The organism is Streptomyces sp. NPDC027962 (assembly GCF_055566095.1).
Genome location: NZ_JBVHTA010000015.1, coordinates 115,723 through 133,444, shown reverse-complemented (window position 1 = coordinate 133,444; position 17,722 = coordinate 115,723). Strand labels below are relative to the sequence as shown.

Genomic DNA, 17,722 nt, shown 5'->3' with positions numbered 1-17,722 from the left:
TTGGTGTGGGTCGTGCGGACGGGCGTACTCATACGGGGTTGAACGACCACAGGAGGCCGATTTCGTCTGGACCGACCACGACGAGACCGTAGTCGGCGGTGTAGCCGGTCAGCGGCATCCAGCCGGGAGCCTTGGCCGTCAGGTCCGGGCTCCGCGTGGTGCGGGCATCCGTGATGTTGGTCCAGTAGTCGGCCTGGGGACCGTACCTGGCGAGCACGGTCTCCGCGTCGGCCAACAGGCGTTGCCGTTCCTCGGGGTATCCGGGGGCATTGCGGATGCTGCACCAGTCGTCGGTCATGGCCACCAACTGCAGCGCAGCGGTCTGTGCGTCCACGGGATGCAGACGTTCCTCCAGCAGCTCCGGCAGCGGGACTTCGAACGGGAACGCCGGGCCGTGCTGCGCGATCTCGTCCCCGTTCAGGTCCCAGTCGAGGACCTGCCAGCCACGTGGGTCCGTCACCTCTCGCCTCATGAGCGCGACAGCGTCCTCGGCCCAGGTCCGGCGGGTACGGGGACCGGAGGCCACGAGCGAGTACTTGTCCTCGAAGAGCCGGAGGGCGGCTGCTTCCCACTCGGGCTGTTGTACGGCTGTCATCTTCCGTCCAGGTTCCCTGTCAGTTCTTGGGCTTGTCGGCCGGCATGCTCGTGAGCACGACGAACGGCGGAGTGAGCCGCGAATCGTACTTCAGGACCGTGTTGACGTACTCGACGGGAACCGCCTTGGCCGCCATGCCGTGGTCCTTGAAACTCGTGTCGGGGTCACCGAGCAGTGTGTTCTTGCCGACGCTGCGGCCACTGTGCTCCCCGTTCGGCACCTTGCTCTCGAAGCTTTCCTTGGAGCCTTCGGCAGGCGGTGGAGGTCCGGTGAGCCATGCCCGGATCTCCGGAGAGTTCTTGTCGATGTTGTACTGCGTCCACTTCTGGGCCGAGTCCATGTCGGTGAAGCTGGACGACGCGCGGATTTTGGGCTTGCCGTGCTGCCAGGTGGCGGTGGCCGGGTCCGCCTGGTCACGCAGCCGCTGGGCCAGTTGCTCATCGGTCTTGCCGACGTGCTTGTCGAGGCTGTGCCCCCCGTTCAGCCACTCGTGCGAGGCGAGGTCGATCCTGTACACCCCGTTCTGGACGTCCACGGGATCACCCCACTTCGTCTGGGGCTTGAACTCGTTGAGGGCTCGCATACCGAACGCCTGGGCCCGTGCGTCCTCCGCTTTGAAGGTCGGTGCGGAGCGGTGTGCTTCGTCCAGCGGTTCCATCAAGGCGTCCAACCGGGGGACCAGCCCGTTCACGCGTGTGTTGTAGGCCTCGACGACGCGGTTGATCGCCGCCGTGTCGATGTTCAGTGTTATCTCGATGCTGAGCTCGGCGGCACCCTTCACCAGCCCCTTGACGAAACGTCCGACTGCCTTGGCGCCCTCCTTGACATCCTCCGCGTCGACGCCGTCGCTCAGGTCGATCTTGCCGACCGCCTCGCGTACGGCCTCCATGTAGATGTCCCAGACCTTGCCGTTGAGGTCCACGGCGGCTTCCGCGAACTCGTACAGCAGATCGCTGACCTTTTTGGCCGTGTCGAAAAGGACCGTCATCACCGGGTGGGTCGCGCCGGCGGAGGAGGCGCTGTGGTGCTTCCACTCGTATCCGGCCCTGGACTTGCCCCATGCCGACGTACCCCACAGCGAGCTGCAGAACTGCCGCATCGCGTCGTGCCACTCGCTGTTGGTCTGCTGGGTGATGCTGCTGACCAGCCCGGTCAGGGTGCCCTCGGCGGTTCCGAGCGCGATGGTCGTGTCCCGCCAGGCCTTGGACAGGTCGTTCAGGTAGTGCTGATGCGGATACGGGTAGACGTCCGCGACCTTGCCCCAGCGGAAGGCGTGTTTGAGGACGGGGCGGAAGGCATCGCGAAGGACCTCGGGAATGCACTCCAGGATGCTGCGCAGCCAGCCGTCCCCGCCGTCGTCGTCACCCCACTTCAGATTCGGGACGCTCCCGTAGGAGGGAACCTTGTCGATCACCTGGGGAGGAGGCTGGACCACCGGCTTCTTCTTGCCGGTGGGGTCGGCCGCTGCTTCGGCCTTGGAGTAGTTGTTGGCCGTGGCCGTGAACCCGGCGGCGGCACCGCCGATGCTGACCACGCTCCGGGCCCAGACCTCGAGGAACCGGTTGCCGACCTTGACGTACGCAGAGGCGAATGCCTGTGCGGCGGTCCCGTAACCCCCGGCGTCGGGATGCTTCTGCAGCTCCGTGAGCAGATTCTTGGCAGCCTGGTTGTACATCGGCTGCTGACTGGCGAAACCTTGGGAGACGCGATGCAGGTCCGAGGGTTTGACGTCGATGGTGCCGTTCTGCGAAGGCGGTGGCGTGGCCATCAGGCCCCTCCCCAGCCCCGCTGCACGGCCCTGTGGGCCTCTGCGTAGTTTGCGTGGCCTGTGGTGATCACCTCATGCAGCCAGGCCTGGGCGGCCTCCAGGTCCTGCATCTGCTTGTCCCACTGGTCCAGTTCCTCGACGAACGCGTCGCGGGCGTCCCCCTTCCATGTGAGGACGACTTTCTCCGTGCGGGTGTAGAGGTCTTCAAGGCGCAGGTTGAGCTGTTTGAGGATGTCCCCGAGTTCGACGGCCGCTTCGCGCAGTGTGCTGAAGCTGACGCCTATGTAGTCGTCGGCCATGTCTGTGGTGCCCCCGTGGACTGGTGTTTGTCAGACGTCGAGTATTCGGCTGGCTGGTGTGAAAGAAGCGGTGCCCTCGGAGAGTTCGGCTGCTTCGCGGGCGGCGTCGACTCTGCTCTCGGCCGAGCGCATGCGGCGCAGGGTGTCCAGTTCCTGATCGGTGAAGCCGTCCCGGCTCATCCGCATCGCTGATTCGAGCACCCTGAGGATTTCCCGGATCCTCACGGCGTCCTCGGCCGCACCCTGGTGGAGGGCCCGGTAGCCCTTGGCCGCCTCGCCCTTCCAGCCTGCTTCGATCCCGTCGACGACCGCGTCCATCCGTCGTACCTGGTTGTCCAGGTGGCGTTGCATCGCGTCGAGGTCGCCGGCGAGTCTGGTCAGGTCGTCGTCGGAGACATCGAGATCGGGTTTGTCGACCATCGTTCCTCCAAGCGCTCGTCGAACATCCTTCGGACTCTAACAACGCCCGGCGACAGCATGGCGGTTGCAGATCCGGAGGCTCCGTGAGGCCGGTTACAGGGGGCGGCCGACGGGCTCGGGCCGTGACGGCCAGGCGGCCTCGATGGTCAGGCGCTGCCGGGTGGACTGGGCGAGCTAGCGGTGGACGGCCTGCTCATTGGCCATGAGGACTTGCTGGGTCGCCCACTGGGTGGTCTGCCGGTCGCCGTAGGTGGCGGAACGGGTTCGCATGGGTGGTGGTACCTATCGCCTTTTCCATACGGGTGGGTGGTGGGCCTTCATGTGGTCGATGCAGGCCTGGGCCAGCAGCGGCAGCAACTCCTCGAAATCCGGCTCTCCCGAACCCCCGCCGTGCTCTTGGGCGAAGAAACGGTCGAGGGTGTCTTCGTCATGGAAGAGAGCCAGCGCCTCGTAGCACTCCCCGGCTACGCCGGGGAGTTCCCAGGGGCACTTTGGGTGGACCTGGTCGATCCACATCTGGATGCCTTCCTCAATCGTGGATCCGCTCATTTCGTCGGAGATCGCGGAACCGTCCTGACCGAAGTAGATGGAGAGCATAGGGATGAGGCGCGGGAAGCGCAGGGCAAGCTCTGACGTCGTGGCCGTGATCTTGCCTTTGGGAATCGAGATCCAGTCCTCGACATAGTCGGCAATCTCTCGCAGAACGACAGGAGTCCGATCTGTCGGGCTGGCTTGCGGAATGTTCTTCGGAACCGGCGAGTTCTCTGACGAGGCGATGTCGAAGAGATCGGCCGCCAAGCGGAGTTCGGCGGCGATTTCCCAGAGATTTCGTCCGCCGCCCTTGCCGGCGTAGTACATTCCACGGATCATCGGCGCCACAACGGGCTGCCATCGGTCGGATTCTACCGGCAGCTGGTGACGAAATGGCTTGAGGAGGGACCTGGCCCCGGAGAGCCGGAAGTAATCGGACAGATCCTGCGCTGGTGGCGGCATGGTGTCAGTTCTCCTTCTGCCCGGCTATTGGCATGGACGTCATCACGACGAAAGGCGGATCGAGGTTGTCGTTGAAGACGAGCTTAGTCTTGACGCCGTAGGCGTCCTCGGCCTTGCTCGCGGGAAAGGGATCGTCCCGCATGTGCTGTCGGTCAATACTCCTTCCCGTTGCACCGTACGGTGTGTTGTCCACCGTCAGATCAAGGGGCTTTCCGTCAGGATCGGACCGCTGACTTGTGATCCAGGCCTTGATCTCTTTTGAGTTCTCGTCGATGTTGTACTGAGTAGCTCGCTGCGCCGAGTCGAGGTCTTTGAACGTCGAGGCGTTTGCCGGGTAAGGCTGGCCGTGCGGCCATGCGGGTGGCGGCTGCCCTTCTACGACGGGTCGTGGGCCCTTCTTGAGGTCGTCACGCAGGCGTTGGGCGAGCTGCTCGTCCGTGAGCCCGACATGACGAGCTGCCGTGTGCGAGTTCTCCAGCCACTCTGTGGACGCCAGGTCGATCTGATAGATACCGAGATCAGTATGGCCAGGCTGGGTCCATCGGTGCCGTGGTTTGAACTCGTCGAGGGCGCGGGCCCCGAATGCACGGGCTCGGGCCTCCTCCGCCTCGAAGGTCGGCGCGCTCAAAAGCGCCTCGTCCAGTTCCGGGAGGAGCGCTCGTATCTCGGCGGCCGCACTGTGGAAAGCTGCATGCTGCGCGTCCACTGCGGCGTCGGCGCCTGCTTTGTTCATGTGCGAGGCGAAGGTCGCCGTGATCTCGCCGAACGCCAGGGTTGCGCCGAGTCGGGTCAGTTCCCCGAGGTCCAGACCGATTGTCAGGTCCTTGAGGGTGGCGTCGGCGGCCTCCTTCGCGAGCCGCGAAGTTGTCGCCTTCGACTTGTCCGCGGCATCGGCGGCATCATGGAATGCGTCGCGGACCCTGTTCCCGGTCTTCTCGAGGATCTCGATGATGGGCTGGCGGGTTTCCGGTGACACCCTGGAATTGGTTCGCCACTCCCTGCCGTCGGAGGAGCCCCTAGGGACCGTGGTGCCGTCCTCGTAGCGGTTTTGGCCCCATGCTGTCGTTCCCCATATCGACTGGCAGAATGCATTCATCGCGCCCTGCCACTCGCTGTTGCTGCTGTCCGTGAGATAAGAAATGGTGGCGATGAAGGTGCCGGCAGATTTTTTCGCCACCTTCCCTGCCAATTCCCAGGCGTCTCCGATGGCGCGGAGGTCGTCGGTCCACGGGCCAGGGGTGACTTCGACCGTCTTGCCCAGTCTCAGCACGTGCTCGATGGCCTCATCGATCTGTTCTGCCAGCCAGTCAGGTCCGTTACCCGCCCACGCGAGCAAGGGACCACTGGCATCCCCGGTACCGGTCCATTTGATCGACGAAGCGGGTCCGTAGGTGACACTGCCAACTCCGATGGGTGGCGGTCGGAGGGGAGGCGCCTCGATTTGATGGCGGCGATTGGCCTGGCGGGAGGCCCAGTCGGCCCTCATGTAGTTGTTCGCCGTCTCCGTGAGGCCGACCGCGACACCGCCGATGCTGTCGATGCACTTCGACCAGAGCCTTAGGCAATGCTCCGCCACGTCCGCGTACGCGTCGGCAAAAGCGTCCGCGCCATGGCCTCGACCTGCGACCTGGGTCTGACCCCACCCACCTATGGAATCGACCAGGTGTGTCGCTGCCTTGTGGAAGTTGAACTGTTCGTCACGGATGAGTGCAGACGTGTAATAGACGTGGCCGGTCCTGATGTCGAACCCGCCATTGGCGCTCGGCGCGGCCGGCTTGAGCTGTTCGCGTTCCCACTTGCGGCGCTTGTCGCTCGGACGGCCGTCCCACTCGGTCGCGGGCGGTGTCGGTTTGTAATCCGGGTCGGGTGAGGTGCCTGGAGAAGGCGCAGGTTCACGGCCCTGAGGCGGCGACTCATCAGGAACCTCGCTCGCAGGTGGCGTAGCCGACGGCGACGGCTTGGGCGTAGGCGTGGCCATCAGGCCCCTCCCCAGCCCCGCAGCACGGCCCTGTGGGCCTCTGCGTAGTTTGCGTGGCCTGTGGTGATCACCTCGTGCAGCCAGGCCTGGGCGGCCTCCAGGTCCTGCATCTGCTTGTCCCACTGGTCCAGTTCCTCGACGAACGCGTCGCGGGCGTCCCCCTTCCATGTGAGGACGACTTTCTCCGTGCGGGTGTAGAGGTCTTCAAGGCGCAGGTTGAGCTGTTTGAGGATGTCCTCGAGTTCGACGGCCGCTTCGCGCAGTGTGCTGAAGCTGACGCCTATGTAGTCGTCGGCCATGTCTGTGGTGCCCCCGTGGACTGGTGTTTGTCAGACGTCGAGTATTCGGCTGGCTGGTGTGAAAGAAGCGGTGCCCTCGGAGAGTTCGGCTGCTTCGCGGGCGGCGTCCACCCGGCTCTCGGCCGAGCGCATGCGGCGCAGGGTGTCCAGTTCCTGATCGGTGAAGCCGTCCCGGCTCATCCGCATCGCTGATTCGAGCACCCTGAGGATTTCCCGGATCCTCACGGCGTCCTCGGCCGCACCCTGGTGGAGGGCCCGGTAGCCCTTGGCCGCCTCGCCCTTCCAGCCCGCTTCGATCCCGTCGACGACCGCGTCCATCCGTCGTACCTGGTTGTCCAGGTGGCGTTGCATCGCGTCGAGGTCGCCGGCGAGTCTGGTCAGGTCGTCGTCGGAGACATCGAGATCGGGTTTGTCGACCATCGTTCCTCCAAGCGCTCGTCGAACATCCTTCGGACTCTAACAACGCCCGGCGACAGCATGGCGGTTGCAGATCCGGAGGCTCCGTGAGGCCGGTTACAGGGGGCGGCCGATCAGCATCGTCGGGGCGCCCGCCACGCGGGTCAGGAAGACCGTCGCCGCGTTCGGGCCGTGGGGCTTGACCTTGCGGCGGACCTCTTCCGGTTCCACCGCGCTGCCCCGCTTCTTCACCGTCAGGTTGCCGACCTCGCGTTCGCGCAGCAGCGCCTTCAACTTCTTCATGTTGAAGGGAAGCTCGTCGGTCATCTCGTAGGACGTCGCGTAGGGCGTCGGGTGCAGTTCATCGGAGGTGATGTACGCGATCGTCTCGTCGAGCAGGCCGCCGGCGACGGTCTCCGCGACCTCCGCCACGAGGTGGGCCCGGATGACGGCGCCGTCCGGCTCGTACAGGTAGCGGCCGGCCCTGCGGACGGGCGGGTCGGGGAGGGCGCGGCCGGTCAGGGTGCGCGGGCCGGGGAGGAGGGTCGCGCGGACCGTGGAGGGGGTCGTGCCGAACCAGAGCACCGCCTCCTTCACGTCGCCGCCGTCCGAGATCCACTCCGCCTCGGCGTCCTCGGGGATCGCCTCGTGAGGGATGCCGGGGGCGATCTTGAGCGCGGCACGGGGGCGCGCGCGGGCCGCGCCCACGGCCCATGACAGGGGTGGCGAGTACGCCTCCGGGGCGAAGATCCGGCCGCGGCCGCCACGCCGGGCGGGGTCCACGAACACCGCGTCGTGCGCGGACGTGTCGATGTCCGTGACGTCCGCGCAGCGGACCTCGATCAGGTCGGCGAGTCCGAGTGCTTCCGCGTTCGCGCGTGCGACTTCCGCGGTGAGCGGGTCGCGTTCCACTGCGAGTACGGAGATGCCGGCCCGCGCGAGCGCGAGCGCGTCTCCGCCGATACCGCTGCACAGGTCCGCCACGCTGCGGACGCCGAGGGCCGCGAAGCGGTCGGCCCGGTGGGCGGCGACCGAGCGGCGGGTGGACTGTTCGACGCCGTTCGGGGTGAAGAACATCCGGCGGGCGTCCTCCTCGCCGAACTTCGCCACCGCCCGCTGGCGCAGGCGTGCCTGCCCGAGGGCGGCGGAGACCAGTTCCGCCGGGTGCTCGCGGCGCAGTCGCGTGGCCACGGCAAGTTCCTGGGCCGGGTCGTAGGAGGCCAGCGAGGCCAGCAGCGCTCCGCCCTCCTCGGTGCGCAGTGCGGAAAAGGCGGCGAGCGGATCGAGGTCGTTCACCGGGCCATTGTGGGCCAGCTGGGGGATGGTGCGCTCACGGTGGCGGTGTCGGGCCGGTGAGCGGGCCGGGCGCTGACAGGATGCGGCGGCATGCAGCTAGTAAGACAAACAGGAAAACTGAGGGCTTATCGGGCCCGCGCGGCCCTGGCCGCGCTCATCGTCGCGGCGGTCGGTTCGGGCTGCGCCACCGAGGGGGCGCACGTTGCCGCTCCGGCCAAGTCGCCGTCCTCGTCACAGGCCAAGTCTCCGGCCGGGCAGGAGGCCGCACGGGGCCCCCAGGCGCAGAAGCAGGGTGGAAAGCAAGGCGAGAAAGAGGGTGCCGAGGGGGGCGGGAAGAAGAGCGCGAAGGAAGGTGGTGCCGCGGACGCGCGCTCCGCGCACTCGGAGAAGGTCAAGCGCGCCCAGAAGGCCCGCGCCGCCGCCGCGAAGAAGTGGGGACTCGAGCGGACCCCGCTCGCCGCACCCCCGCCGCCCTCCGAAAAGCCGGAGATCACCACTCGTAAGGGGTTCGAGGTGAAGGGAGGGGACGATCTGCCGCCCGTCTTCACCACCGTGCCGACGAAGGAGAAGGTCGTCTTCCTGACGATCGACGACGGTGCGGAGAAGGACCCCGAGCTGCTGCGGATGATGTCCGACCTGCAGATCCCGTACAGCGCCTTCCTCACCGACTACGTCATCGACGACGACTACGGCTACTTCGAGAAGATGCAGGACCGAGGGGTGGCGCTGCACAACCACACGCTCAGCCACCGTTACCTGCCCGGTCTTTCGTACTCCGAGCAAAAGCGTGAGATCTGTGGCCAGCAGGACAAGCTGGAGAAGCGGTACGGGAAGCGGCCCCGGCTGATGCGGCCACCGTACGGGAACTACAACAGGAACACGCTGCGCGTCGCCAAGAAATGCGGGATCGAGGCCGTGCCGCTGTGGGCGGCCGAAGCCTTCCCCGATCACATGGAGTGGCGCGAGTGGGACAGGGACCTGCATCCCGGCGACATCATCCTCACTCACTTCCGCGGCAAGAACGAGTGGAAGGGCAGCATGCCGGACATGATCCGGCGGGTCGTGGACATGGTGACGAAGAAGGGCTACGCCGTGGCCAAGCTCGAGGACTACGTCTGAGCGTGGTCCGGGCGGCACGTAGTGGCGCGAAGTGCGCGAAGCAGGGTCCGAAAGTGGTCCGGCGCGCGGAACCGCGAGTGCCGTCCCGGCGTTCTCCGTGTCGGGATCCGTCGACTCGGACGCCGCCACATTGGCACTCCGCTTGACCGAGTGCTAATCGCAGTCATAGTCTCAGCTCTGGCACTCCCCCAGTGAGAGTGCCAACACAGCGACGGGCAGGTCCGGCACCCGCGACGACGGATCGACCTGGTCGCCACCTCAGATCAGTTAACCCCGTGATCTCCGAAGGGGGAGGTCGGATCGTGACGACCGCCAGCTCCAAGGTTGCCATCAAGCCGCTCGAGGACCGCATCGTGGTCCAGCCGCTCGACGCCGAGCAGACCACGGCCTCTGGCCTGGTCATTCCGGACACTGCGAAGGAGAAGCCCCAGGAGGGCGTCGTCCTGGCAGTGGGCCCGGGCCGCTTCGAGAACGGCGAGCGCCTGCCGCTCGACGTGAAGACCGGCGACATCGTGCTGTACAGCAAGTACGGCGGCACCGAAGTGAAGTACAGCGGCGAGGAGTACCTCGTCCTCTCGGCCCGCGACGTGCTCGCGATCGTCGAGAAGTAAGCACCGGCTTCACCTGCATTGCTTTGAGCTGCGCCCCTGGTCACCCCGCGGATTGCCGGGCGGCGAGGGGCGCGGTTCTTTGAACACGACTTTCCGAGAGGGCTGAACCGCTCCCATGGCGAAGATCCTGAAGTTCGACGAGGACGCCCGTCGCGCCCTCGAGCGCGGCGTCAACAAGCTTGCCGACACGGTCAAGGTGACGATCGGCCCCCGCGGCCGCAACGTCGTCATCGACAAGAAGTTCGGCGCTCCCACCATCACCAACGACGGTGTCACCATCGCCCGCGAGGTCGAGGTCGAGGACCCGTACGAGAACCTGGGCGCCCAGCTGGTGAAGGAGGTGGCGACCAAGACCAACGACATCGCGGGTGACGGTACGACCACCGCCACCGTGCTGGCCCAGGCCCTGGTCCGCGAGGGTCTGCGCAACGTCGCCGCCGGCGCCTCCCCGGCCGCCCTGAAGAAGGGCATCGACGCCGCGGTCAAGGCCGTCTCCGACGAGCTCCTCGCGACCGCCCGTCCGATCGAGGACAAGGCCGACATCGCCGCCGTGGCCGCGCTCTCCGCGCAGGACCAGCAGGTCGGCGAGCTCATCGCCGAGGCGATGGACAAGGTCGGCAAGGACGGTGTCATCACCGTCGAGGAGTCCAACACCTTCGGTCTGGAGCTCGACTTCACCGAGGGCATGGCCTTCGACAAGGGCTACCTGTCCCCGTACATGGTGACCGACCAGGAGCGTATGGAGGCCGTCCTCGACGACCCGTACATCCTGATCCACCAGGGCAAGATCGCGTCCATCCAGGACATGCTGCCGCTGCTGGAGAAGGTCATCCAGGCGGGTGGCTCCAAGCCGCTGCTGATCATCGCCGAGGACGTCGAGGGCGAGGCCCTCTCCACCCTGGTCGTGAACAAGATCCGCGGCACCTTCAACGCGGTGGCCGTCAAGGCCCCCGGCTTCGGCGACCGCCGCAAGGCGATGCTCGGCGACATGGCCACCCTCACCGGTGCCACCGTCATCGCCGAGGAGGTCGGTCTCAAGCTCGACCAGGCCGGTCTGGACGTGCTGGGCACCGCCCGTCGCGTGACCATCACCAAGGACGACACCACCATCGTCGACGGTGGCGGCAACTCCGAGGACGTGGCCGGCCGCGTCAACCAGATCAAGGCCGAGATCGAGTCCACCGACTCCGACTGGGACCGCGAGAAGCTCCAGGAGCGCCTCGCGAAGCTGGCCGGCGGCGTGTGCGTCATCAAGGTCGGCGCCGCCACCGAGGTGGAGCTGAAGGAGAAGAAGCACCGTCTGGAGGACGCCATCTCCGCGACCCGCGCCGCGGTCGAGGAGGGCATCGTCTCCGGTGGTGGCTCCGCGCTCGTCCACGCCGTGAAGGTGCTCGAGGGCAACCTGGGCAAGGAGGGCGACGAGGCCACCGGTGTCGCCGTCGTCCGCCGCGCCGCCGTCGAGCCGCTGCGCTGGATCGCGGAGAACGCCGGGCTCGAGGGCTATGTCATCACCGCCAAGGTGGCCGAGCTCGAGGCGGGCAGCGGCTTCAACGCCGCGACCGGTGAGTACGGCGACCTGGTCAAGGCCGGCGTCATCGACCCGGTCAAGGTGACGCGCTCCGCTCTGGAGAACGCCGCGTCCATCGCCTCCCTGCTGCTCACGACCGAGACCCTGGTCGTCGAGAAGCCGGCCGAGGAAGAGGGCGACGCGGGCCACGGCCACGGTCACGGCCACAGCCACTGACGCATCGCGTCACGAAAGGCCCCCGTTCCCGCCTTCTGCGCGGGGGCGGGGGCTTTCCCGTGTCCGCCGGTACCGGCGGACCGGGGCGGTCACATCGCGCCGAGCTGACGCATCAGGCGCATCAGATCCATGTGCCACCAGCCTTCCTTGATCTTCCCGTTGTCGAAGCGGAAGACGGTGGTCCCGGTCATGACGCACTGCTCGCCGGTGGCCGGAATGCCCTGGAACTCGCCCTTGTGCTTGCCGTTCCAGGTCCACAGCAGCACCACGTCGTCGCCCTCAGCCACCTGGCGGTCGAGCTCGAAGGTGAAGTCGAAGGCGCTGCGCCAGTTGGCGACGTCGCGGCGGATGACGTCCTTGCCGGTTTCGCTCTCCTGCTCGTTGGCGATGTCGTGGTCGATGTAGTCGGCGGCGAACACCTCGTCGATGGCGTCCAGATTCCCTCCGACGGCTATCTCGTGGAAGAAACGCCGTGCGGTCGCCGCGTTCATCTGCTCCTCACGGACCACGTCCAGGTCGGTGAAGGAGGGCATGCCGTCGCAGAGGGACACCATCTCCTGGAACATCCTGTCGGTCTCCGGGAGATGGGAGTTCTTCATCGCATCCTCGTACGAGTCGAACTCCACGATGTCCACGTAGTGGTTGCTCGCGGAACGGTCCCTGCCCGTTACTGCGTGACCGGTGGTCCGCTTGCCCTTGGTCTGCTCGACCCACTTGTCCATGACGGCGTTCATGCCGTCGAAGTCAGCGGTCTTGTAGTCGATGATCTGTACGAATTTCATGGCGCCTCCCAGGGGCGACGGGATGCCACCATTTTAGTGAAAGATGCGGCATTTGTTCGGTCAGGCCGAGGTCTCCAGGTCCGCCGGCCGCACCGGATCGGCGAAAGGCAGACCGGCCGCGAACCGCTCCAGCTCGTCCAGCGCCCGGTCGGCCAACCGGTGCAGCTCGCCACCGAGCGAACCGGCGATGTGGGGGGTGAGCAGCACGTTCGGCAGGTGGTACAGCGGCGATCCGGCGGACGGCACTTCGGGCTCCGTGACGTCCAGTACGGCGTCCAGGCGCCCGGCGACCAGCTCCGGGAGCAGGGCGTCCTCGTCGACGAGCGAGCCCCGGGAGGTGTTGATCAGGGTCGTGCCGTCGGCCATCAGGGCCAGCTGCCGGGCGCCGATCATGTGGCGGGTGGCCGGCACCTGCGGAGCGTGCACGGTGACGATGTCGGCGCGGGCGCAGAGGTCCTCCAGACCGGTGCGTTCGACGCCCATCGCGGCCGCCTCGGCGTCGTCCACGTACGGGTCGTACAGCACGACGCGCAGGTCGAACGGCCGCAGCAGCTCGATCACGCGACGCCCGATGCGGGAGGCGCCGATCACCCCGACCGTACGGTGGTAGTTGCCCGTGCCGTCGAACTCCGTGTGCCAGTCGTGTTCCGCGCGCAGCTGGGCGTACCGCCGGGCCGTGGGCAGCACGCGTTTGCCCGCGAAGAGCACGGCGGCGAGGGTGAACTCCGCGACGGGCATGGCGTTGGCGGCCGCCACCGAGGTCACGGTGATGCCGCGGTCCCAGCAGGCCCGCGTGATGTGGTGCTTGACGGATCCGGCGGCGTGGACCACGGCGCGCAGCCGCGGCGCGGACGCCAGGACCTCCGCGGTGAGCTCCGGAGCGCCCCAGCAGGTCAGCAGGACGTCGGCCTCGGCGAGCGCGGCCGCCACGTCCGCCGCCGGGGCGGCCAGGTCGTGGGCGACCAGTTGCGGGTCCGTGCGGAAGAGCGCGGCGAGACGCGCGCGGTGGCGGTCGGCGAGGAGCCGGTCGGCGACGCCGGGCCCCATCGCGAGCAGCAGCGAGGGGCGACGGTCAGTGGCCTGGTCCATCGGGACCCCCTCTACTGCGGACCGTACTTACGGCCTGCTCGCGAGCTGACGCCCCCGAGCAGGCCGCGCGGCGCCAGCTTCACCATCCCCATCAGCGCCTTGTACCGCGGGTCGGGGATGGACAAGGACTTCCCCTTGGCCAGGTCCGCCAGCGCCGACGCCACCAGCTTGTCGGCGTCCAGCCACATCCAGCCCGGAATGTTGTCCGTGCCCATCCCGGCCCGCTGGTGGAACTCGGTCCGAACGAAACCGGGGCACAGCGCCATCAGGCGTACGCCCGAGCCTGCCAGGTCACGGGCAGCGCCCTGGGTGAACTGCACGACCCAGGCCTTCGACGCCCCGTAGGTGCCACGTGGCATGAACGCGGCGACCGATGCCACGTTCACCACGCCGCCCCGGCCGCGCTCGCGCATCGACTCCGCCGCCGCCGACGTCAGCCGCAGCACCGCCTCGCAGTGCACCTTCAGCATCGTCAGCTCGTCGGCCATGGAGACTTCCAGGAAGCGTCCCTTGTTCCCGAAACCAGCGTTGTTGATCAGCAGGTCGACGGGGTGCGTGCGGTCCGCGAGCCGTGTCTCGACCGCAGTGAGCCCGTCCTCCTCGGACAGATCCGCGGTCAGCACCTCCGCCTCGATGCCGTGTCGGTCGTGCAGTTCGGTGGCCTGTTCCTGCAGCCGCTTGGTGTCGCGGGCCACCAGCGCGAGGTTGTGGCCTTCGGCCGCCAGTCGCCGCGCGAAGGCGGCGCCGATGCCCGCGGTCGCTCCCGTGATCAGTGCAGTCGTCATAGGCGCACGTTAATGCCCCGCGGGTGAGGGCGGCATACGCACCGTCCCCGCCTGCAAGCCACGGGTGCCGTCGCCGGACCTGATCGATTGGGCGAGTGGCGGAACGGCAGTTCCCGGGTGAATCCGGCGCCGGCCGTGGACACTTCGGCGTCCGAGTGGGGCGGGAGCGCCCCGGCGACCAGGTGGCTTCCCTCATGCCGTCCCGGCGACCGCCCCCGGCTCGGCAGGCCCGCACTTGGCGACATACTCGCGAGCGTTCTTCAGCAGTTCGGCGTGGAGCGCCTCGCCGGCGGCGAGCACCTGGGGCAGCAGCACGCGCTCGGTGGTCTCGGCCCGGAACGCCATCGCCACCGTCACGTCGTGGTCCGGCCGGTGCACGATCTCCACGGGGTCGCCCGCACGGATCTCGCCCGGTTCGATCACCCGCAGATACGCGCCGCAGGCACCGTTCTGCGTGAAGCGTTTCACCCAGCCCTTCTCGCCGAGCCGGCCCGCGAACACCCGGCACGGAATACGGCCGCAGGTCACCTCGAGCACCAGCGAGTCGCCCACACGCCAGCGCTCACCGACCTTCGCGCCGGTGACGTCGATTCCGCTCGTCGTGAGGTTCTCCCCGAACGTGCCGTTGGTGAGCGGGCGGCCCAACTCCCGCTCCCAGGCGTCGAGATCCTCACGTGCGAAGGCGTACACGGCCTGGTCCGTCCCGCCGTGGTGGCGCAGGTCGCAGACCGCGTCACCGGACAGTCCGCTTCCGCCCTCGCCCTTGGGGCCGGGGTCGGTCACCCGGACGGGCCCGTCGACCGGACGCTTGTCGATCCCGGTCGTGCCGCTCTGCGCATCGGTGTACGCGACGGCTGTGGGCCGCCCCACGTTCACGGTCAGAAGCTTCATGCCCGGAACGCTAACCGAGGCACCTCAAAGAGACCACTCGATAATCGCCGCCGCCCCCAAGAGTCCCTTATGCTGGGCGCTGTGATCGAAGCCCGCCACCTCCGCGTCCTGCGTGCCGTCGCCGCCACCGGCTCGTTCTCCGCGGCCGCCCGCGAACTGGGCTGCACCCAGCCGGCCGTCAGCCAGCAGATGAAGGCGCTCGAGAGCTCCGCGGGCACGCCGCTCCTCATCCGTACCGGCCGGGAAATGCGCCTGACCCAGGCCGGCGAGGCGCTCGTACGGCACGCGTCCGGCATCCTCGCCGGGCTGACGGCGGCCGAGGAGGAGGTCGCGGCCATCGCGGGGCTGAGGGCCGGGCGGGTCCGCCTCGTGTCCTTCCCCAGCGGCAGTTCCACGCTGGTGCCGACCGCCCTCGCGGCGCTGCGTGCCGCACATCCGGGCACCCGCGTCTCCCTGGTCGACGCCGAGCCGCCGCGCTCGGTCGAGATGCTGCGTGAGGGCGACTGCGACGTGGCGCTCGCGTTCCGCTACGGCACACCTGGCGCGGAGGCGGAATGGGACGACCTGGTTGTCAGGCCGCTTCTCACCGACCGGCTCGTGGGTCTGGTGCCGGAGGGGCACCGGCTCGCCGCGTCGGATGCCGTCGCCATCGGCGACCTGGCGGAGGAGTCGTGGATCGCGGGCTGCCCGCGCTGCCGCCGGCAACTGGTGGACGTCTGCGCGGAGGCGGGCTTCAGCCCGCGCATCGACTTCGCGACCGACGACTACCCTGCGGTGGTCGGCCTGGTCGGTGCGGGCCTCGGCGTCGCCGTGCTGCCCGAGCTGGCGCTGGAGTCGGTGCTGCCCAAGGGGGCTCGTGCGGTGGCGGTGGAGCCGGCCGTCCACCGTGAGATCGTCGCGCTCACGCTGCCCGACCTGGCGCAGGTCCCGGCGGTCGCGGCGACGCTGACCGAACTGTCCCGCGCGGCCTCCCGCTGACCGAGCCGGCGCAGATGTCCCGCAGCCTCCCACCGGCGCAGGGCGCGGCCGTGACCGTCAAAGACCCCCGGCCGTATGGGGCCGGGGGCCGAAGCAGGTGCGCATCATGGGGTCCACCGGGCAGAAGGGGGCAAGGGCAGCGAAGCAATGGCGGTGCAGGAACGTTTCTTCCTTAAGTGTTTCGGTGTGCAGGTCAGTTCCCCGCAGCGCCACCCGCGCTGGTGGCCGGGATCAGCCGATGACGTGCCCGTCCCATGAGCTCCTCGCGCTCGTCCTCCGTCAGCCCGCCCCAGACGCCGTAGGGCTCTCGCACGGCCAGTGCATGTGCCGCGCACTCCGCCCGTACCGGGCACCTCATGCAGACCTCCTTCGCCGAGTTCTCACGCGCACTGCGTGCTGCGCCTCGTTCGCCTTCCGGGTGGAAGAAGAGCGAGCTGTCGACCCCACGGCATGCCGCGAGGAGCTGCCAGTCCCACAGATCGGCGTTGGGCCCGGGAAGGCGAGAGAAATCTGCCATGGCGCATATCCCCTTGAAACCGTGGTGGGTGGATAGAGGACCAGGTCGGAACCGGGCGGGGCGCCGACCGGGCGTGCGCCGGATCCGGCACCACGCTCCGTGCCAACGACCGTACATCTGCTGTGTAAGTAGATGTAAATATGACTCATTGCGAATCTAGCCACAGACACCGGAAAAAGGGAAGAAAAGCCGCTGAATGGGGCAGGGCCCGCTTGTGAACGGTCCGAGTGCACTGTCGGCGAACCCTGAAACCTTCACGCCGCCCCCGGATGCCCCTCGTATCCCGCCCGGTGGGTCATCACGCGTATCGATCGAGCCCCTCACGCAGCGTGTGGAAGAGCTCCGTCCGACCCGTAACTCTTTCGAGTGACCGTCGTTGAAAGGTCCGAGGCGGTTGAAATAACAAGCTCTCGGGCACATGTCCGACAGCGTTCAACCGCACAGGTGAAGAAACGTACCCAGCCTGGAGGCTCAAGGTGACGCGCATCAGCTGCGGAGGGCGGCCATGACATCCGTCCTCGTCTGCGACGACTCCCCGCTTGCCCGAGAGGCGCTCCGCCGCGCGGTCGCGACCGTGCCCGGCGTCGAGCGCGTGACGACCGCGGCCAACGGCGAGGAAGTCCTCCGCCGCTGGGGTGCGGATCGTTCGGACCTGATTCTGATGGACGTACGCATGCCCGGACTGGGCGGCGTCGAGACCGTGCGCCGGCTGCTCTCCGCCGACCCCGGCGCGCGGATCATCATGTTGACCGTCGCCGAGGACCTCGACGGCGTCGCCCTCGCGGTCGCCGCCGGCGCCCGCGGCTATCTGCACAAGGACGCCTCGCGCGCCGAGCTGCGCGCGACCGTCACCCAGGCGCTCGCCGACCCCACCTGGCGGCTCGCGCCGCGCAGGCTCCGCTCGGCGGAGATGGGCGCCGCGCCGACGCTCACCGCGCGTGAGATCCAGGTCCTCGAAGGTATGAGCCACGGCCGGTCCAACGCGGAGATCGGCCGGGAGCTCTTCCTCTCCGAGGACACCGTGAAGACGCACGCCAGGCGGCTGTTCAAGAAGCTCGGCGCCTCGGACCGGGCGCATGCGGTGGCGCTCGGATTCCGCTGGGGTCTGGTCCGCTGAACACGGTGAGAATGAAGCGGCACGGGGGTGACGGATGCCCGAGGG

The 17,722-nt window shown here is 67.8% G+C and carries 19 protein-coding genes and 1 pseudogene; 5 read left to right on the top strand and 15 right to left on the bottom strand.

What is annotated here, in order from left to right:
* Window positions 1-28: 28 nt before the first annotated feature.
* The 10 genes and pseudogenes from ACZ4SA_RS16795 to ACZ4SA_RS16750 all read right to left on the bottom strand — a co-directional run bounded on the left by ACZ4SA_RS16795 (window position 29) and on the right by ACZ4SA_RS16750 (window position 8,044).
* Window positions 29-595 carry a hypothetical protein gene (locus ACZ4SA_RS16795; RefSeq protein WP_468274837.1) on the bottom strand — a complete coding sequence of 189 codons (567 nt, stop codon included), beginning with the start codon at window positions 593-595 and terminating at the stop codon, window positions 29-31.
* 19 nt (window positions 596-614) lie between these two features.
* A complete protein-coding gene (locus tag ACZ4SA_RS16790) occupies window positions 615-2,363 on the bottom strand; it encodes an RNase A-like domain-containing protein (RefSeq protein ID WP_468274835.1) in 1,749 nt (582 codons plus the stop codon).
* Window positions 2,363-2,662 (bottom strand): WXG100 family type VII secretion target, encoded by a 300-nt coding sequence (locus tag ACZ4SA_RS16785; RefSeq protein ID WP_468274832.1) that lies wholly within the window; start codon window positions 2,660-2,662, stop codon window positions 2,363-2,365. Before ACZ4SA_RS16785 ends, ACZ4SA_RS16790 begins: the two co-directional genes overlap by 1 nt.
* A 30-nt stretch (window positions 2,663-2,692) precedes the next feature.
* Window positions 2,693-3,082 (bottom strand): WXG100 family type VII secretion target, encoded by a 390-nt coding sequence (locus tag ACZ4SA_RS16780; protein ID WP_468274823.1) that lies wholly within the window; start codon window positions 3,080-3,082, stop codon window positions 2,693-2,695.
* Window positions 3,083-3,178: 96 nt separating this feature from the next.
* Window positions 3,179-3,352, bottom strand: a pseudogene (locus ACZ4SA_RS16775) (RNase A-like domain-containing protein); the annotation flags it as partial.
* Window positions 3,353-3,364: 12 nt separating this feature from the next.
* Window positions 3,365-4,075 carry a hypothetical protein gene (locus ACZ4SA_RS16770; RefSeq protein WP_468274830.1) on the bottom strand — a complete coding sequence of 237 codons (711 nt, stop codon included), beginning with the start codon at window positions 4,073-4,075 and terminating at the stop codon, window positions 3,365-3,367.
* Between the two features lie 4 nt (window positions 4,076-4,079).
* The gene (locus ACZ4SA_RS16765; protein WP_468274827.1) at window positions 4,080-6,053 is read right to left on the bottom strand and encodes an RNase A-like domain-containing protein; all 1,974 of its coding nucleotides are present in this window, start codon (window positions 6,051-6,053) and stop codon (window positions 4,080-4,082) included.
* A complete protein-coding gene (locus ACZ4SA_RS16760) occupies window positions 6,053-6,352 on the bottom strand; it encodes a WXG100 family type VII secretion target (RefSeq protein ID WP_468274825.1) in 300 nt (99 codons plus the stop codon). Before ACZ4SA_RS16760 ends, ACZ4SA_RS16765 begins: the two co-directional genes overlap by 1 nt.
* A gap of 30 nt (window positions 6,353-6,382) precedes the next feature.
* Window positions 6,383-6,772 carry a WXG100 family type VII secretion target gene (locus tag ACZ4SA_RS16755; protein ID WP_468274823.1) on the bottom strand — a complete coding sequence of 130 codons (390 nt, stop codon included), beginning with the start codon at window positions 6,770-6,772 and terminating at the stop codon, window positions 6,383-6,385.
* A 93-nt stretch (window positions 6,773-6,865) separates the two neighbouring features.
* On the bottom strand, window positions 6,866-8,044 hold the full coding sequence (locus tag ACZ4SA_RS16750; RefSeq protein WP_468274822.1) for a THUMP-like domain-containing protein: 1,179 nt from the start codon (window positions 8,042-8,044) through the stop codon (window positions 6,866-6,868).
* Between the two features lie 90 nt (window positions 8,045-8,134).
* Between ACZ4SA_RS16750 and ACZ4SA_RS16745 the strand changes: the two genes are divergently transcribed.
* From ACZ4SA_RS16745 to groL, 3 genes are all read left to right on the top strand, one after another.
* Window positions 8,135-9,163, top strand: a complete 1,029-nt coding sequence (locus tag ACZ4SA_RS16745) for a polysaccharide deacetylase family protein (protein ID WP_468274820.1) — start codon at window positions 8,135-8,137, stop codon at window positions 9,161-9,163.
* A 302-nt stretch (window positions 9,164-9,465) separates the two neighbouring features.
* The gene (groES, locus tag ACZ4SA_RS16740; protein ID WP_005313390.1) at window positions 9,466-9,774 is read left to right on the top strand and encodes a co-chaperone GroES; all 309 of its coding nucleotides are present in this window, start codon (window positions 9,466-9,468) and stop codon (window positions 9,772-9,774) included.
* A 115-nt stretch (window positions 9,775-9,889) separates the two neighbouring features.
* The gene (gene groL / locus ACZ4SA_RS16735; RefSeq protein ID WP_468274819.1) at window positions 9,890-11,518 is read left to right on the top strand and encodes a chaperonin GroEL; all 1,629 of its coding nucleotides are present in this window, start codon (window positions 9,890-9,892) and stop codon (window positions 11,516-11,518) included.
* Window positions 11,519-11,607: 89 nt separating this feature from the next.
* Here the strand turns inward: groL and ACZ4SA_RS16730 are convergent, their stop codons facing one another.
* The 4 genes from ACZ4SA_RS16730 to ACZ4SA_RS16715 all read right to left on the bottom strand — a co-directional run bounded on the left by ACZ4SA_RS16730 (window position 11,608) and on the right by ACZ4SA_RS16715 (window position 15,065).
* Window positions 11,608-12,300 carry an ester cyclase gene (locus ACZ4SA_RS16730; protein WP_468274817.1) on the bottom strand — a complete coding sequence of 231 codons (693 nt, stop codon included), beginning with the start codon at window positions 12,298-12,300 and terminating at the stop codon, window positions 11,608-11,610.
* A 60-nt stretch (window positions 12,301-12,360) separates the two neighbouring features.
* Window positions 12,361-13,389, bottom strand: a complete 1,029-nt coding sequence (locus ACZ4SA_RS16725) for a hydroxyacid dehydrogenase (protein ID WP_468274815.1) — start codon at window positions 13,387-13,389, stop codon at window positions 12,361-12,363.
* Between the two features lie 11 nt (window positions 13,390-13,400).
* On the bottom strand, window positions 13,401-14,174 hold the full coding sequence (locus tag ACZ4SA_RS16720) for an SDR family NAD(P)-dependent oxidoreductase (protein ID WP_468274812.1): 774 nt from the start codon (window positions 14,172-14,174) through the stop codon (window positions 13,401-13,403).
* 192 nt (window positions 14,175-14,366) lie between these two features.
* Complete coding sequence (locus tag ACZ4SA_RS16715) at window positions 14,367-15,065, bottom strand: MOSC domain-containing protein (protein ID WP_468274809.1); 699 nt, start codon at window positions 15,063-15,065, stop codon at window positions 14,367-14,369.
* A gap of 81 nt (window positions 15,066-15,146) precedes the next feature.
* Between ACZ4SA_RS16715 and ACZ4SA_RS16710 the strand changes: the two genes are divergently transcribed.
* Complete coding sequence (locus ACZ4SA_RS16710) at window positions 15,147-16,043, top strand: LysR family transcriptional regulator (protein WP_468274806.1); 897 nt, start codon at window positions 15,147-15,149, stop codon at window positions 16,041-16,043.
* A gap of 193 nt (window positions 16,044-16,236) precedes the next feature.
* On the opposite strand, the gene ACZ4SA_RS16705 is transcribed toward ACZ4SA_RS16710, so the two are convergent.
* Window positions 16,237-16,560 carry a WhiB family transcriptional regulator gene (locus ACZ4SA_RS16705; protein ID WP_468274803.1) on the bottom strand — a complete coding sequence of 108 codons (324 nt, stop codon included), beginning with the start codon at window positions 16,558-16,560 and terminating at the stop codon, window positions 16,237-16,239.
* A gap of 505 nt (window positions 16,561-17,065) precedes the next feature.
* Here ACZ4SA_RS16705 and ACZ4SA_RS16700 point away from each other — a divergent pair.
* The gene (locus ACZ4SA_RS16700) at window positions 17,066-17,677 is read left to right on the top strand and encodes a response regulator transcription factor (RefSeq protein WP_003948568.1); all 612 of its coding nucleotides are present in this window, start codon (window positions 17,066-17,068) and stop codon (window positions 17,675-17,677) included.
* Window positions 17,678-17,722 lie beyond the last annotated feature (45 nt).